13 protein-coding genes are annotated in these 15743 nt (G+C 55.0%); 12 read left to right on the plus strand and 1 reads right to left on the minus strand.

Translation table 11 applies throughout. The annotated features are described in order from the left end of the window. Positions 1 to 69 precede the first annotated feature (69 nt). From C2I18_RS24070 to C2I18_RS24115, 10 genes are all read left to right on the plus strand, one after another. Complete coding sequence (locus C2I18_RS24070) at positions 70 to 501, plus strand: CBS domain-containing protein (protein WP_249898247.1); 432 nt, start codon at positions 70 to 72, stop codon at positions 499 to 501. A 90-nt stretch (positions 502 to 591) separates the two neighbouring features. After that, entirely contained in the window at positions 592 to 2298 is a 1707-nt protein-coding gene (locus tag C2I18_RS24075; protein ID WP_249898248.1) for a DNA repair helicase XPB, read from the plus strand. Further along, positions 2295 to 4181: a helicase-associated domain-containing protein gene (locus C2I18_RS24080; protein ID WP_249898249.1), complete on the plus strand. Its 1887-nt coding sequence runs from the start codon at positions 2295 to 2297 to the stop codon at positions 4179 to 4181. The genes C2I18_RS24075 and C2I18_RS24080 overlap by 4 nt, the downstream gene beginning before the upstream one ends. 45 nt (positions 4182 to 4226) lie before the next feature. Beyond that, positions 4227 to 4664, plus strand: a complete 438-nt coding sequence (locus C2I18_RS24085; RefSeq protein WP_249898250.1) for a YlbF/YmcA family competence regulator — start codon at positions 4227 to 4229, stop codon at positions 4662 to 4664. A 39-nt stretch (positions 4665 to 4703) separates the two neighbouring features. After that, on the plus strand, positions 4704 to 4967 hold the full coding sequence (locus C2I18_RS24090; RefSeq protein ID WP_039872590.1) for a YlbG family protein: 264 nt from the start codon (positions 4704 to 4706) through the stop codon (positions 4965 to 4967). A gap of 177 nt (positions 4968 to 5144) precedes the next feature. Further along, positions 5145 to 6098 (plus strand): EAL domain-containing protein, encoded by a 954-nt coding sequence (locus C2I18_RS24095; protein WP_249898251.1) that lies wholly within the window; start codon positions 5145 to 5147, stop codon positions 6096 to 6098. Then, entirely contained in the window at positions 6040 to 7008 is a 969-nt protein-coding gene (locus tag C2I18_RS24100) for a GGDEF domain-containing protein (protein WP_249898252.1), read from the plus strand. Before C2I18_RS24095 ends, C2I18_RS24100 begins: the two co-directional genes overlap by 59 nt. Before the next feature lie 113 nt (positions 7009 to 7121). Next, positions 7122 to 7559: a hypothetical protein gene (locus tag C2I18_RS24105; RefSeq protein ID WP_249898253.1), complete on the plus strand. Its 438-nt coding sequence runs from the start codon at positions 7122 to 7124 to the stop codon at positions 7557 to 7559. 124 nt (positions 7560 to 7683) lie between these two features. Then, on the plus strand, positions 7684 to 8583 hold the full coding sequence (locus tag C2I18_RS24110; RefSeq protein ID WP_249898254.1) for a selenium metabolism-associated LysR family transcriptional regulator: 900 nt from the start codon (positions 7684 to 7686) through the stop codon (positions 8581 to 8583). Positions 8584 to 8623: 40 nt separating this feature from the next. After that, positions 8624 to 9478: a PHP domain-containing protein gene (locus C2I18_RS24115; protein ID WP_249898255.1), complete on the plus strand. Its 855-nt coding sequence runs from the start codon at positions 8624 to 8626 to the stop codon at positions 9476 to 9478. 387 nt (positions 9479 to 9865) lie between these two features. Here C2I18_RS24115 and C2I18_RS24120 read toward each other — a convergent pair whose 3' ends face one another. Beyond that, the gene (locus C2I18_RS24120) at positions 9866 to 11749 is read right to left on the minus strand and encodes an Rqc2 family fibronectin-binding protein (protein ID WP_249898256.1); all 1884 of its coding nucleotides are present in this window, start codon (positions 11747 to 11749) and stop codon (positions 9866 to 9868) included. Between the two features lie 191 nt (positions 11750 to 11940). Here C2I18_RS24120 and C2I18_RS24125 point away from each other — a divergent pair, with 191 nt between their 5' ends. Both C2I18_RS24125 and dapF read left to right on the plus strand, forming a co-directional pair. Next, a complete protein-coding gene (locus tag C2I18_RS24125) occupies positions 11941 to 14760 on the plus strand; it encodes a calcium-translocating P-type ATPase, SERCA-type (protein ID WP_249898257.1) in 2820 nt (939 codons plus the stop codon). Positions 14761 to 14855: 95 nt separating this feature from the next. Then, entirely contained in the window at positions 14856 to 15692 is an 837-nt protein-coding gene (gene dapF / locus C2I18_RS24130) for a diaminopimelate epimerase (protein ID WP_249898258.1), read from the plus strand. Positions 15693 to 15743: the final 51 nt, after the last annotated feature.

Here is a 15743-nt window from a genome sequence, read left to right on the forward strand (position 1 = left end):
TACGTATATTATGAACGGGCTGAGGAAAACCTACTTCCGTATATAGGAACTTGACAGGAGGGGTTATCCTTGAAGACCGTTCAAGAAGTGATGACTGCACAGCCGGCTACCGTTACGCTGCTGGATAATATCTATGAGGTTGCCGTCTTAATGAGAGACCATGATACCGGGTTTATTCCCGTGGTCGATGCGGATGACGGCGTCACTTTAATCGGAGTGATCACAGACCGCGATCTTGTCATCCGGGGGTATGCGGACAAGCATTCCGGTTCCACCGCTGTGGAAAGGGTCATGAGCCGGGAGGTTATTTCTGTCAGCGGGGACACTTCGGTGGATGAAGCCGCTGAACTCATGGCTTCGGGCCGGATCCGCCGGCTGCCTGTAACCCGCGGCAAGCAGCTGATCGGCATCGTGTCGCTCGGTGATCTTGCCGTCAAGAACATCTTCGCTGATGAGGCAGGAGAAGCGCTGAGTGAAATATCGCAGCGGCAGCTGCATTGAATAAGCACATAGGGGAGCTCATTTCCGCATCTTGCGGAGTTGGGCTTCTTCCTGCTGCTGTTTATTAAGAAGTGACCGAGGAGGAAAGCTATGAGCGCACAGGGAGCCTGTATTACCCGCAGAGACCGGACGGTTCTGCTGGAATGCAGCCATCCGGGGTTTGACGAGGCCAGAAAGGAGCTGGCGGGCTATGCCGAGCTGGTCAAAAGCCCGCCCGTCTACCACACCTACCGTATCTCACCCCTGTCACTATGGAATGCCGCAGCTGCCGGATATACGGCTGAGAGAATCGTTGCGAGCCTGAAAAACCTTTCCCGCTGGGGAATCCCCGCTGGACTGGAGGACGAGATCAGAGGTCTGCTCTCCAGGTACGGAAGCCTGGAGCTGCATGCAGACGCTGTGAATCCGCAGAGTATCATGCTCCGTACAGACAAGCCGGGCATTCTGGATGAACTGGAGAAGCTGAATACGCTGACTGCGCTGGGACTTCAGCGCAGCCATTCATTAGAGAGCAGCTTCCCTGCCGTGCAGCGGGGACTCCTGAAGCAGGAGCTGACAAGACTTGGTTATCCGGTTATCGACTATGCTGGCTACCGTGAAGGTCAGGTGCTGGACATTGCCTGGAAAGGAGACGGGCAGGGGGAGGCTGGCCGCTCTGACGCTTCATTTAGGCTCAGGGACTACCAGCAGGAGGCTGTCCGCCATTATCAGGGTACCGGCGGAAGCGGGGGCAGCGGTGTTGTGGTGCTGCCCTGCGGTGCAGGCAAAACCGTTGTAGGTCTTGCCGTTCTGGAAAGCCTGCAGTGCGAGGCCCTGATTCTCACCTCCAATGCAACCTCTGTAGAGCAGTGGCGGTCCGAACTGCTGGAGCGGACCAACCTGCCGGCATCCGATGTCGGGAAGTACACCGGTGACCGGAGGGAAGTGCGGCCGGTAACTATAGCAACCTATCAGATGCTGACTCACCGCAGTTCAAAGGATGGTCCGTTCCTGCATATGAACCTGTTCAATGAGCGGAACTGGGGACTGATTATTTATGATGAGGTTCATCTGCTTCCGGCCCCTGTATTCCGGGCGACAGCGGATATCCAGGCCACCCGCCGGCTGGGGCTTACGGCTACACTGGTCAGAGAAGACGGCCGGGAGGGGGATGTATTCTCGCTGATTGGACCTAAGTTTTACGAGCTGCCATGGAAGACACTGGAGGACCAGGGCTGGATTGCCTCGGTGGAGTGTGTGGAACTGATTGTGCCGATGGCACCGGGCCTCCGGAGCAAATACATCTATGCAGGAGGAAAAGAACAGTTCCGGCTTGCCTCGGGCAATCCCGCCAAGGCGGAGGCGGCTGCGCAGATTGTGGAGGCGCACGCCGGTGCTTCGGTGCTGGTTATCGGCCAGTATCTGGATCAGCTTGAAGAGCTGGCGGAACGCCTGCAGGCGCCTTTGATTACCGGGAAGACGCCGCAGCGCGAGAGGAAAGAACGGTATGCAGCATTTAATGAAGGGCGTCTGCGGGTGCTGGTGGTTTCCAAAGTGGCTAATTTTGCCGTGAATCTTCCCGATGCCTCCGTGGCGATTGAGGTGTCGGGCGCCTTCGGCTCACGGCAGGAGGAGGCACAGCGGCTGGGCCGCATCCTCCGGCCGAAGCCGGATGAGAACAAAGCCTATTTCTATACGCTGGTAACCGGAGACAGCCGGGAGCAGGAATTTGCACTGCGCCGCCGGATGTTTTTAACTGAGCAGGGCTATGAATATGCAGTGAGAATGATAGAGCGGCAGGAGGAGGAAATGGCATGATGAAGCTGTCATCTGAGGCGCAGGAGGTGCTGCAAAGGAGCTGTGCTGCTTATGCAGCACAGCCCTTTGCAGCGGACAAGGCAGAGCGGCTGCGTCCGGCGGCCCTCTGCCGTGCCGAGCAGCAGCTGGCTCTGCTGGAGCTGCGCCAGGCAGGGATGCTGGAGCTGCGCCGCAAAATATGGGGCGAGCAGCTGTATCAGATTCCGGCAGAAAGGCTGGCTTCCATACAGCAGACCTGCTTTCCTTATGTTCCACGTGCTGTACCGGACAGTGCGGTAGCTCTTCAGTCAGCCACAGGCGCGGGGCTTACGGGAGAATTGTTCCGGGCATTGCTGTTCACCGCGCGGGAAGGGCTGCCCTTGACCGGAAAAGGGGCCATACACAGCAAAAAAATGAGCCGCCTGGCTGCAGGATTGTCGTTACAGGAGCATCAACTGGCGGATCTGATATCCCCGGATGCAGGCCGTGCGCATCCGCACCCGCTGCCGGCGATGGTCATCGTTGACCTAATGCTGGCAATGGGGCTCGCCTGCCGGAACCAGACGGCTATCGTTCTGGATTCCGGGAGGCTGAAGAGCTGGTTCGGGCTCACTGAAGCTGAAATGTCAAGCCGGCTATACGGCGTTATACTGGAACGTTACGGGCAGCAGTCAGCCGATCTGCAGCATTTCCGTTATTTTATCTCCGCTGCCGGATTCGCGCCAGGGCAATGGTATTCCTTAACGGAGGTTGTTCAGGCAATGGCCGCTTACGGACTTTGTGTACCGGGACCGCAGCTGGAAGCGGGATGTCTGGTATGGCTCAGAGGACTGGCGGCGTTCGGCTGGTGCGAGCTTGGAAGCGGAGAGGGTGGCGATGCATGCTTCCGCTGGACAAGAATGAAGCCGCTGCCGGAAATTGGCCCGGAGAACGGATGCCTGGATCGGCCGGAAGCAGCAATGTTTATTGTACAGCCGGATTTCGAAGTGCTTGTTCTCCCGGAAACCCCGTTTCCTATCCGGTGGAGGCTTGCCGGATGTGCCGAACTGCTGCACAGCGACGACCTGTGGAGCTTCAGGCTGACCCAAAAAATGCTTGAAGCTGCTGCGGAGCAGGGCCGCTCTCCCGGGGAGGAAATAGCCTGGCTGGCTTCCCATGCGCACGGGGGATTGCCGGGACAAGTGGAGCAGGCCCTGAAGCATTGGGCCAAAGGGATCGGACGTACAGAGCTGTCAGAGGTTATTCTTCTGGCTTGCCGGAATGAAAAGGACGGAGAGGTCATTGCTGCCCATCCGCGGCTGCAGGAGAGCCTTACCAGAGTGGGGCCGCTGCACTTCATTGTCCAGCCGGAGGAGGTCGCAGCGGTCCGCAGGGAGCTGGCAGGTTCGGGGCTGGCGCCGCGCTTCAGCGGGGGCCGGGAAGGGAAAATGCCGGAATCTGATTACTTGCTGTCTGAAGCTGCCGCGCAGGCTGCAGAATTTATCCTCCCGGACACAGAAAATTCCTGTGGGCTATTCGGTAATAAAGTTACACTGCAGCTGATCCCGTTCGTCTCTGCCGAAGCGGAAGAACTGATGCTGCCGGGCCGGACGGCTGTGCCGCAGATGTGGTTGAAGGAATGGCGGCAGTATCACGGCTCGACAGCGCAGAAGGTGATGGAGCAGGCCCTGGAATGGGGAGTAAAGGTCCGCCTGGCACTGGAAGACCGGGTTCACGAGTTTATTCCCGGCCGAATCCACTCCCGCCCCTGGAGAGTGACGGGCTATCTGCTGGATTCCGGGGGGGCAGACGGAATGGAGGCGGAGCTGGCCGCAGGGGATTGGCAGGAGATGATGCTCCTGCTGCCCCGGGAACGGAGAATTTCCTCTTCTTCTGAGGCAGGCGGATATGTTATGATAAGATAGTCTACAGCTACAGTAGACCATTAACGTAGAAAAGAGTTGAAGTTCATGAGCGTAGCTGAAATGAATACGGTCGATATGGCCGAAGTGCTTACTTACGCCTATGAATTAGGCGATATGATTAATCAATCCGCTGAAGTATCGGATTACTTATACTGGAAAGGCCGGGTTGCTGCCAACCCGCAAATCCAGGCCATGATTAGAGTGCTGGACAGCAAGAAGGAGCTGTTCGAGGAGACCCAGCGGTTTGGTCATTTTCACCCGAATTATCATTCGGCCAAGGATGAGGTTACAGCGGTAGAGCGGGAGCTTGAACAGTTCGAAGAGGTTGTACGCTTCAAGCTGGCGGAGAAGACGCTGGATGATATCCTGCACTCGATGTCGGAAGCGATTGCCTTCTCCGTATCGGACAGCATCAAGGTGCCCAGCAATGATCCCAACCCCAAAGGCGGATGCGGCAGCGGAGGCAAATGCTCTTGCGGATAAGCCCTCCAGAAAGAGACAGATAGAAAGGCGGATGAGCTTATGTTTGCGGAACGGACAGGATATATCGTGTGGGTTAGTGACGTCAAGGCGGCACGCAACCTGGAGAAATACGGAACTCTTCATTACGTATCCCGCAGGATGCATTACGCGGTTATGTATGTGAATGCGGAACGGGCAGAGGAAGTTATGAAGAATGTCCGCAGGCTCTCCTACGTGCGCAAGATCGAGAGATCTTACCGTAATGAGCTCAAGACGGAATATACCAGCAACGGACAGGACAAGTCCCGTTACTACGGACTATAAATTCCGTTATTCAGAGGAACAGGCGCCGACGGCGCCTGTTTTTTTGTACAGCGCTTAAGGGATCCGGCTTAAAATCTCTAGGTAATTTGCCCTAACTATTTTATCGCAGCTTAATACTTCCGGTATATGCTTGTACAGAGTGACAAAATTCACGAAGAAAAGCACGCAGGTGATAAGATGATTAAAGATTGGGCATTGTCCAAAAAGCTATCGGTAATTCCGCAATACCTCCAGCACATGAACGGAAGAGTGAAGGGAGAGGTCAAAGAGCTGGGGAGACTGGCCGCACTCCTGGATATTATGAATAATGAACGTCTGGATACTTATTTTCAGCCTATATTGCAGCTGCACAGCGGCCAGACCCTGGGGCATGAGGTGCTGAACCGGCCGCCCAGCTCAGCCCAATTCCCTACGACAGAGCAATTTTATGAATTTGCCGGGCGGACGGAGCAGATGTACCGTTTCGAGCAGTACTGCCGGCGGATGTCGCTGTCCCGGTATGTGGATAAGCTGCCGGCGGCGGACAGGGGGAGCGGAAAGCTGATTTTTATTAATGTGCATCCGGGGGTGCTTCATGATGCCCGCCACAAAAGCGGAGAAACTCTGGGGCTGCTGCATTCACTGGGGCTCTCTCCGGAAAAGGTAGTCTTTGAACTGACTGAACGGCAGGCGGTGCAGGATTATGTAAGCTTCGAAAAGGTATTGTCCCATTACCGTACCCAGGGCTTCCGCATTGCTGTGGACGATGCAGGCTCGGGATACAATAGCCTCAAGACACTTGTCTATCTCAAGCCGGAGTTCATCAAGCTGGACAAGTCCCTGATCCATGGAATACACGGCAGCCGTGAACAGCAGGAGCTGCTGGAGCTGGTCAGGGAATATGCGGCCAGATCAGACACAAAGGTCATCGCTGAAGGCATTGAAACGGCGGAGGAGCTGGAATTTTTGCAGCGTTCCGGGATCGAATTCGGCCAGGGATATGCGCTGGGCAGGCCATCACTGCTGCCGGTTCAGGGCGCTTTCCCGCCCGGTGATCATCACAATCCAGAGTTAGAGTTGGGAGGCTACAGGTATGTTTCTGCAGATCGGAGAAATCGCCGAGCAGATTCCGGAGATTTCCTGTCATCATAAATGCGAATATGTGGATCAGGTTTTTAAAAGCAACCCGCAGCTTCAGGGAGTCGCCGTATGCGAAAATGGCCTTCCTGTGGCGCTGATCATGAGAATCCGCTTTTACCAGCAGATCGGGACCCTTTACGGTTATACCCTGTATATGGGCAGACCTGTAGAGCTTGTCATGGACAGAAACCCGCTTGTCGTGGAATACAAAACGCCTATCACCGAGGTCAGCAGGCTGGCCATGAACAGAAGCGACGAAAATCTGTATGATTACGTGATGGTTATTCATGAGGAGAAGCTGTTCGGGGCTGTCAGTGTGAGGGATCTGCTGCTGAACTTTGCCGAGATCCAGGCGGTTGCCGCCAGTTTTCTGAATCCGCTGACCGGACTTCCTGGCAATCTCAGCATCAATGAGTGGATGGTAAAAACGCTGCTGCAGGAGCAGTTCAGTGTGCTGTACATAGATCTGGATCATTTTAAAGCCTACAACGATACCTACGGATTTAAGGAAGGGGACCGGATGCTTCAGGCGACAGCAGAGATATTGAAGCATGCTGCGCTGCAGCAGGGCGGGTTCCTGGGCCATATCGGCGGGGACGACTTTATTATTTTTATCAACCACTATAACTTTGAAGAATGCTGCAGGTCGATCATCTCGCAATTTGAGACGGCCGTTCAGGATTTTTACCATGCCGGACATCTGGCCCAGGCTTATGTACTGACAGAGAGCCGTTCGGGTGTAATGGAGGAAATTCCGCTCGTCTCCATCTCTGTGGCAGTCGTGACCAACCGCTTCCGGCGTTTTGAATCCCCCCAGGATCTTTCGGGCGAAGCGGCACGGCTGAAGAAAAAATGTAAAATGATCAAGGGCAGCAGTTACGTGGATGATGAGGATTATGCGCTGCTGCAGGACTGCCGCTAACTATTAACTATACACTCCGGGATCTGTGCGATGCTTGAACAACACGCCCTGATGCGGTAAGATTGACAACAATAAGAGCATGCCAAGACCCTTTATTGTGGAGTGTGATGAGGATGCAGGGTAAGGGGATGGAATGGTGGGGGGCTTATGAACCCTTTCATGTCATGCTGAAAGATTACAGAGTTGCCGACATCGTGATCACCGATCATGCGAAGAGCCGTTACCTGGACCGGATCAAGCAGGAGGACAGCCTGGATGAGGAGATTGGTGCATGGCTGTGGCGGAGCCTTAAGGAGAACCGGGTCAAGCCTTATCTGCAGAGTGAGCTTAACGCCTATCTGATCGAAGAGGATATTGTGATCATAGCTGAATTCAAGGAGCTTGAGGGGGTTACAAGCCTCTCCGGGCGGCCGCTTTATGTTATGGTCATCGTGTCCTTTTTGGGCCGGATTTCGGCGGCACCCCAGCTGCGGGATCTGCAGGCTTATTTTGCCCGGCTGCGCAATTCACGCCGCATGAAGCTGGCGAAGAAACGCCGCAAACGCAGATAGAAACCGGCAAGTTACCTGGAAGGCATGCGGCTTAGGGCTGCATGTCCTTTTTTTGGTGGTTTGTCCAAAGCTGCGGGTACATTTAAGCAGAAGCAATCAATTACTGTGAAGGAGCTTTCAGGTTATGAATTTTCATCAGCTTCATATTTTTTATACGGTTTCGGAACGGGGGAGCTTCTCGGCTGCAGCCCAGACGCTGCACATGACACAGCCGGCGGTGACGATGCAGGTGCAGGCGCTGGAGGATTATTTCGGCACCAAGCTGTTCGACCGCTCCAGCAAAAAAATTATTCTCTCTGAAGCCGGCCGTGCGCTTCTTCCTTATGCCAGGCGGAGCATCATGCTGATGCGCGAAACAGATCAGGCGATGTCGGCGTTTACTCATATGCTGGAAGGGCGCCTGCAGCTGGGAGCCAGCCTGACGATCGGCGAATATGTGCTGCCGCGGCTGCTCGGACCTTTTGGCAGGGAGTATCCGAATATTTCGATCGTCATGAAAGTGATGAACACCTCGCAGATTATGGAGGAAATCAACAAGCACCAGCTTAATTTCGGACTGATCGAAGCGCCGGTGGCGCATCCGGATATGGAGGTAGAGCCGGTAATGGGGGATGAACTCAAGCTGATTGTGCCGGGAGATCACCCGCTGGCAGAGAGGGAAGAGGTTATGCTGGAGGAGGCGCTGCAGTATCCGTTTGTGCTGAGGGAACAAGGATCGGGCACCCGGCAGGTGATGGAGGAGCAGCTGATGTCCAAAGGACTGGACTCCAGCGCAATGAAGATCGTGATGGAGCTTGGAAGCAACGGTGCGGTGAAATCGGCGGTGGAGGCCGGACTCGGTCTGACGATAATTTCCACTTCGTCGGTCAAACATGAAGTCGCACTGGGGTTAATGAAGATTGTGAACATCAGCGATGCATCCTTTAAAAGGCAGTTCTATGCCATACATCTCAAATCGACGCTGCTGCCGATCTCGGCTGTTACCTTTCTTACCTTCCTGCGCCAGCACTCCAGCGGGCAGTAAGAATACTGAACAAAATACCAAGCAAAAAGGAGTGTCCATTATGCAGCAGGAACCGGGGAGATGTGATCTTCACACCCATACCTTGTCCTCTGACGGCAAGCAGCCGCCTGCAGACAATGTGCGGCTGGCCTACGAGAAGGGGCTCGCAGCTGTAGCGATAACCGATCATGATACGGTTGGCGGAATCGCGGAAGCTTTGGAAGCAGGCCGGAAATACGGAATTACGGTAGTACCTGGAGTCGAAATCAGCTCGCGTGCCGGAGGCAAAGAAATTCATGTGCTCGGATACTTTATCGATCATGAGCAGGAGCTGTTTCTGTCGCGTCTTGCCGCGCAGAGAGATACCCGGGACCAGCGGAATGAGGCCATTATCGGCAGGCTGAATGAGCTGGGAATCACAATTACGCTCGACAATGTAATCCGGGGAATTGGCCGGGAGCTGAAGCAGGGCGAGAGTGTCGGGCGGCCTCATATCGCCGACGAGCTGGTGCGGCTGGGGGCAGCAAGTGACATGCGCGATGCCTTTGATAAATATCTCGCTGAAGGCGCAGCGGCCTATGTATCTCCGCCGCGGATTGCCCCGGAGCTGGCCTGCCGGTGGATCCTGGAAGCCGGTGGCACGCCGGTGCTGGCCCACCCCGGCATTTACGGGAATGATGAGCTGGTCCGCTCCATTATCGCCGGCAGTGAGCTGCGCGGTATCGAAGTATACCACTCGGACCACGGACAGGCTGAAGAAGAAAGATACCTTGCCATGGCCGGGGAGTACGGCCTGCTGGTCACAGGCGGCTCGGATTTTCACGGTGCGCGCCAGGGTGTCATTTTTCACGGGGATATCGGCAGTGTGACGGTTGGTGTTGATGTGCTGAATCAGCTGAGGATTGCGAAGAAGTAGACCGGGAACGGTGAACTGTTTAGAAACTGCAAAAAACCCCCATATCCGGGACGTTTGCTATCCCTGGAACGGAGGTTTTTTGGCATGCAGACAGATATAGTTCGGCGGCTGATTAGGCGGCGGGAGCCACCAACTATCTGTTCTACCGGGTACCGCAAGATGATCTAAATGGCCTGGGATTCTCTAACGGACCGAAGTTCCCTTATTTGCTCCATTTAACGCCTTTTAAAGGGCTAACGGACCCTGGTTCCGTTATTATCTGATTTCGATGATGATATGGGATTAGCTGCAGCAAATAACGCCTCCCCGGTCCGTTAGCTGAGCAAAACGCTCTTTTAGGTGCAAATAAAGGATCCTCTGTCCGTTAGGATGTGAAGCCTTCTGCTGCTAGCTTTTCAGAGCATTCGGCAGGCTCTTGATACGCTCCTCATCCGGTGTGACGAAGAGGGTTTTCTGGTGATCATAAATGACAAAGCCGGGCTTTGCGCCGCTGGGCTTGCGGACATGACGGATCAAAGTGCAGTCAACCGGAACACTGCTGGATTGCTTCGCCTGACTGTAATAAGCCGCCAGCTGCGCCGCTTCCTCCAGGGTGGCATCACCGAATGTTTCGCTGCGGATTACGACGTGTGACCCCGGTATATCCTTGGTATGCAGCCAGGTGTCATTGGCAGAAGCCAGCCGGTTGGTGACGTACTCGTTCTGCAGATTGTTTTTGCCGACATAAATGTCAATGCCTTCGGATGAGGTATAGACCTGCAGGGTAGGACGGGTTGTTTTTTTCTTCTTTTTTCCTTTTTTGCTGCGGTCGCGCATATATCCCTGGCTCACCAGCTCGTCGCGGATTTCTTCGATATCATTCAGTGAGGCATGGGCCAGCTGCTGCAGCAGTGTCTCCATATAGGCAATTTCCTCATGCGTTTTGGTCAGCTGTTCATCGATAATCAGCAGGCTGTTCTTGTATTTGTTGTATTTCTTAAAATAACGCTGTGCATTGTCCGAGGGAGTCAGCAGCGGATCCAGCGGAATGGTGATTTCCTTTTGCTCCTCGTCATAGTAATTGATCAGCTTCGCTTCCTTGTCCCCTTTGTTCAAGGTATGCAGGGATGCGAACAGGAGCTCACCCCAAATCCGGTATTGGTCAGCATCCTCCGCCTCCTCCAGATCCTTCTGGAGATTGGCCAGCTTCTTCACATTTTTGCCCCGTTCATTGCTGATAAAGCGGATCAGATCGCTTACCCGCTGTTTTACGGTATCGCGTTCTGCTTTATCCCCGTAGTAATCCTCCAGACAAGTGCTGATGGAGCTGTACTGCTTCACAGGGTCATTATTTAAGGTCAGAGGAACTGCTGAGAAAATGGATTTGCCTTTGGCGTTATGTCCGATGATCGGCGCGAAGGCGAAATCCTTAACCGGAACCATAACGGACCGGAAAGCTTCCCAGAGTGCCGCAGGCTCTAACGGTCCGCCCGATTCCGAAGCAGCTTCCGGGCTGACCTTCGCTGCTCTTGTCACAATCTCTCCTGCAATCAGAGGGCTAATTCCGCTAAAGGCATGCACGATCCAGCCGGCAGGGTCGGCTGAAGGTGCAGGTCCGCCTGTTCCGGCGGCTTTTGGCTCCTCCAGTGAACGCAGCAGTCCGGCGATCTCTCCCTCTATCATTTCTTCGGGTTCTTCTTCAAGGTCCTCTGACAGAAGCGCAGCTTCCTCTGCCGAAGTCATTAAGGCCAAGAAGGCTTCCTTACCTGTCTCCAGCGGATTCAGCTTATGCTGCTGCGGCGGCTCGGTATAGGCGGCACCAGGCATCACTACCCGGTAGCTGCTGATGGAAGGCGTAACGTGGTGAATCCCGTCAATAATTGTGCCGGTGGACAGATCGGTCAGGATGATATTGCTGTGCCGGCCCATCAGCTCGATAATGATTTTTTTGGCCGAGACATCGCCGAGCTCATCCCGTGTCCGGATATTGATGTGAATAATCCGCTCCATGCCAACCTGTGTGATGCTCTCGATGGTCCCGCCTTCACAGTGCTTGCGCATCAGCATGCAGAACATCGGCGCCTCCGCCGGGTTGATCGTGCTGCGTTCTGTCAGATGCAGGCGGGGATAGGTCGGATTGGCCGACAGCAGCAGCTTGCCGCCGCCGCCGGCGCCGCGCAGAATGAAGATAAGGTCGTGGGTGTTAGGCTGATATATTTTGCCGACACGCGCACCGGTAAAAGGCTGAAGCTCGTGCACGATCGCTCTTGTAACAATACCGTCTAATGCCATGTTAAAGCTCTCCTGTCGCATGATAATAATGTTCTCTTCTCTATGATGCCATACTTTAACACTTTCGCGCAAAAGGAAGAGCCCTGTTCAGTGATATTTTGGGACGACCTTGAATACACTTGGTCATGAACAGGTGGAAAAGCTGTGCGCCGCCGGAAGTCAAGAAACGACCGGGAGGGGAAAGAAAAGTTATGGAACAAAAAAGTTGGCACAGGCTCGGTGCGGAGGAGCTGCAGAAGTTGTTCAGCGTTCATCCGGGTGCGGGCCTAAGCGGGGAGGAAGCCGCAGAGAGACGCAAGGAGAGCGGGTATAACGAGCTGTCGGAAGGAAAGCAGATCTCACCGCTGACCTTGCTGCTTAACCAGTTCAAGGATTTCATGGTGCTTGTGCTGATGGGGGCAACGCTGGTATCCGGTCTGCTGGGAGAATATCTGGATGCCGTAACGATCGTCGCCATCATTGTGCTTAACGGTGTGCTGGGGTTCGTCCAGGAATTCCGTGCCGAGCGGTCACTCCGGGCGCTTAAGCAGCTCTCGGCACCTTCGGCAAAGGTGCTGCGTGATGGCCGGCAGGAGACCATTCCGGCAAAAATGCTGGTGCCCGGCGACATTGTCCTGCTGGAGAGCGGAGACAGGGTTCCGGCTGATGTCCGCTGGCTGGAGTGCAGTGCACTCTATGCAGAAGAATCCGCACTGACAGGAGAATCGCTGCCGGTATCCAAGCATGCGGAAGCCATTCATGCTGAGGAGATTCCGCTCGGCGACCAGAAGAATATCGGCTTTATGGGCACAATGGTGACCCGCGGAACAGGCAAAGCGGTGGTAGTCCGTACGGGTATGGATACCGAGATGGGCAAAATTGCCGACCTGATCCAGAATACCGAAGCGCAGGAAACACCGTTGCAGCACAGGCTGGAGCAGCTGGGTAAAATTCTGATCTATGTCTCGCTTGCGCTCACGGTCGTAGTTGTGCTTGCCGGCATCCTGCACGGGCAGCCTGCTCCGGCGATGTTCCTTGCGGGAGTCAGCCTAGCTGTCGCAGCTATTCCGGAAGGGTTGCCTGCCATTGTTACCATAGCGCTTGCCCTCGGTGTCCAGCGAATGATCAAGCGCAAGGCTATCGTCCGCAAGCTGCCTTCCGTTGAAACGCTGGGTTGTGCTTCCGTCATCTGCTCGGATAAGACAGGGACGCTCACCCAGAATAAAATGACCGTCACACATCTCTGGAGCGCCGGCCGCGATATGGAAGTAACCGGCGAAGGATATGCCCCGGTCGGACAGGTTCTGTCCAAGGGCAGACCCGTAGATCTTAAGAATGACCAGAATCTGCGGCGGCTGCTTCAGGTAGGGGCCCTGTGCAGCAACGCTGAAATCGTGGAAACTTTTCCCGGAGAGGCACGCGGCAAGCGCAAAGGGAAGGATAAAGTTACTGAAAATGATAAAGAGACTAACAGCCCGTCCGTCTGGGAACTAAAGGGCGATCCTACCGAAGGGGCGCTGGTGGCTTTATCGGCCAAAATGGGCCTTACCGCACAATCACTCGCTGTAACCTACGGGCGCGAAAAGGAATTCCCGTTTGATTCGGAGCGGAAGCTGATGTCAGTTATCGTCGGCCATCCCGGCGGTCGGATGATCTGCACCAAGGGGGCACCGGATGTCCTGCTGGGCAACTGCTCTTATATGCTGTGGGAAGGCGGGGTAGTACCCTGCACGCCAACGCTCCGCCAGAAGGTGCTGGAAGCAAACGAACGGATGGCCTCCGGGGCCCTGCGGGTCATCGGCATGGCTTACCGTGAGCTGCGTCAGGGAGAAACCGTGGACAGTGAGAAGGAAGCGGAGAGCCAGCTGATCTTCATCGGCCTCACCGGGATGATCGATCCGCCGCGGAAAGAGGTGCGTGATGCAATCGCCGTAACACGCCGCGCCGGCATCAAGACTGTCATGATTACCGGGGACCACGGGACGACGGCGGAAGCTATTGCCCATCAGCTGGGCATTCTGCAGCGCGGAGGAACCGTGCTCACCGGCAGCCAGCTTACCCGGATGGACGATACCGAGCTGGATAAAGTATCCGATAATGTATACGTATATGCCCGTGTATCTCCGGAGCATAAGCTGCGGATCGTCAAATCCCTGCAGCGCCGCGGGCATGTGGTGGCGATGACCGGTGACGGAGTCAATGATGCTCCGGCGATCAAGGCTGCAGATATCGGGATCTCCATGGGGATAACCGGAACCGATGTTACCAAGGAAGCGTCATCGCTGATTCTCGGGGATGATAACTTCTCGACGATCGTAGCCGCTATTGAAGAGGGGCGCAGCATTTACGAGAATATCCGCAAATTCATCCGCTACCTGCTGGCCTCCAATGTCGGCGAGATCCTGACGATGTTCTTCGCGATGATGCTTGGGCTGCCGCTGCCGCTGGTGCCGATCCAGATTCTGTGGGTTAATCTGGTTACCGACGGGCTGCCGGCTATGGCGCTTGGCGTCGACCAGCCCGAGAAAGATTTGATGGAGCACAAGCCGCGGGGAGCGAAGGAAAACATCTTTGCCCGCCGGCTGGGCTGGAAAATTATCAGCCGCGGTCTGCTGATCGGCCTTTGCACGCTGGCTGCCTTCTGGCTCACTCTCCGCACTGACCCAGGCAGCGCCCAGCAGCTGATCCGGGCTCAGTCGGTTGCCTTTGCCACGCTGGTTATGGCGCAGCTGATCCATGTGTTCGACTGCCGCAGCTCACGCTCCGTGTTCCACCGCAATCCGCTGCAGAACAAACCGCTGGTGCTTGCCGTGCTGTCATCCATCGTGCTTATGCTCCTCGTTATGTACATTCCTGTGCTCCAGCCGGTCTTTAAAACAGTGGCGCTAAGTTTCCGCGAATGGTGCCTTGTGCTCGTCATGGCCGGTATTCCTACCTTCGTGATGGGGGCGGGCAGCGTCTGGGGCGGCAAAAGGAACCGCAGCCGCACCGGCGGGCGGCCAATGATAAAAAGTACAAAAATTTCGGCATAAAATCAATAGCCTCGTCCCGCTCCTTTAAGGTATGCTAAGTTCACGTCGAACTTTTAAGGCTGTACTTAACAAAACTTTTAGGAGTGGACCTTTCAATGGAATTTACAAAAATGCACGGCCTCGGAAATGATTTTATTGTCGTATTCGGTGAGCAGGAGCTGCCAGCTGATGCTTCAGAGCTTGCGGTTAAATTGTGCAACCGGTTCTTCGGTATCGGAGCCGACGGCCTGGTATACATTCTGCCTTCAGAACGCGGTGATTATATGATGCGCATCATGAACTCGGACGGCTCGGAAGCCGAACAGTGCGGCAATGCGATCCGCTGCGTATCCAAATATGTATATGATAAGGGACTTGTCAGTTCGGAGCAGATCGTAATCGAAACAATCGGTGCAGGCGAGCAGAAGGTGACCCTGAAGGTAAAAGACGGTGTTGTTGAGACAGTTACTGTGGATATGGGAGAACCTGTACTGTCCGGAAGCCAGATTCCTGTTGCCATCGATGCCGAGCCGGTACTGGATCAGCCGATTGAAACAGAGGGAACGGAGTTTAAATTCACCGCCGTGTCCATGGGCAATCCGCACTGTGTGATCTATGTGGACGACGCTGTGAGCTTTGATCTCGGCATCTGGGGACCAAAGCTGGAGGTACATCCGCTGTTCCCGCGTAAAGTGAATGTGGAATTCGCAACTGTACGTGACCGCAGTCATGTGGACATGCGTGTCTGGGAACGCGGAGCGGGTCCTACACTGGCATGCGGCACTGGAGCCTGCGCTACGCTGGTTTCCTCCGTGCTCAACGGGCTGACTGACCGTTCAGCCCGGATCAGCCTGAAGGGCGGAGATCTTTACATTGAATGGAACGAGACTGACAACCATGTATATATGACCGGGCCTGCCGAGGTCGTTTATACAGGAACCGTCGAAATCTGATTTAGTATTCGGATTGAAATATCCAAAAATTTTGATCAGGGATAGTCCCGG

Origin of the sequence: Paenibacillus sp. PK3_47 (assembly GCF_023520895.1) — a bacterium.
In the GTDB taxonomy this organism is placed as follows: Bacteria; Bacillota; Bacilli; order Paenibacillales; family Paenibacillaceae; genus Paenibacillus_AQ.

Excerpts from the sequence above, each read along its gene's own strand:
- C2I18_RS24100 (WP_249898252.1), top strand. The coding sequence starts at position 6,040 with ATGTTTCTGCAGATCGGAGAAATCGCCGAGCAGATTCCGGAGATTTCC.
- C2I18_RS24085 (WP_249898250.1), top strand. The coding sequence starts at position 4,227 with ATGAGCGTAGCTGAAATGAATACGGTCGATATGGCCGAAGTGCTTACT.
- C2I18_RS24105 (WP_249898253.1), top strand. The coding sequence starts at position 7,122 with ATGCAGGGTAAGGGGATGGAATGGTGGGGGGCTTATGAACCCTTTCAT.
- C2I18_RS24075 (WP_249898248.1), top strand. The coding sequence starts at position 592 with ATGAGCGCACAGGGAGCCTGTATTACCCGCAGAGACCGGACGGTTCTG.
- C2I18_RS24080 (WP_249898249.1), top strand. The coding sequence starts at position 2,295 with ATGATGAAGCTGTCATCTGAGGCGCAGGAGGTGCTGCAAAGGAGCTGT.
- C2I18_RS24090 (WP_039872590.1), top strand. The coding sequence starts at position 4,704 with ATGTTTGCGGAACGGACAGGATATATCGTGTGGGTTAGTGACGTCAAG.
- C2I18_RS24125 (WP_249898257.1), top strand. The coding sequence starts at position 11,941 with ATGGAACAAAAAAGTTGGCACAGGCTCGGTGCGGAGGAGCTGCAGAAG.
- C2I18_RS24110 (WP_249898254.1), top strand. The coding sequence starts at position 7,684 with ATGAATTTTCATCAGCTTCATATTTTTTATACGGTTTCGGAACGGGGG.
- dapF (WP_249898258.1), top strand. The coding sequence starts at position 14,856 with ATGGAATTTACAAAAATGCACGGCCTCGGAAATGATTTTATTGTCGTA.
- C2I18_RS24120 (WP_249898256.1), bottom strand. The coding sequence starts at position 11,749 with ATGGCATTAGACGGTATTGTTACAAGAGCGATCGTGCACGAGCTTCAG.
- C2I18_RS24115 (WP_249898255.1), top strand. The coding sequence starts at position 8,624 with ATGCAGCAGGAACCGGGGAGATGTGATCTTCACACCCATACCTTGTCC.
- C2I18_RS24095 (WP_249898251.1), top strand. The coding sequence starts at position 5,145 with ATGATTAAAGATTGGGCATTGTCCAAAAAGCTATCGGTAATTCCGCAA.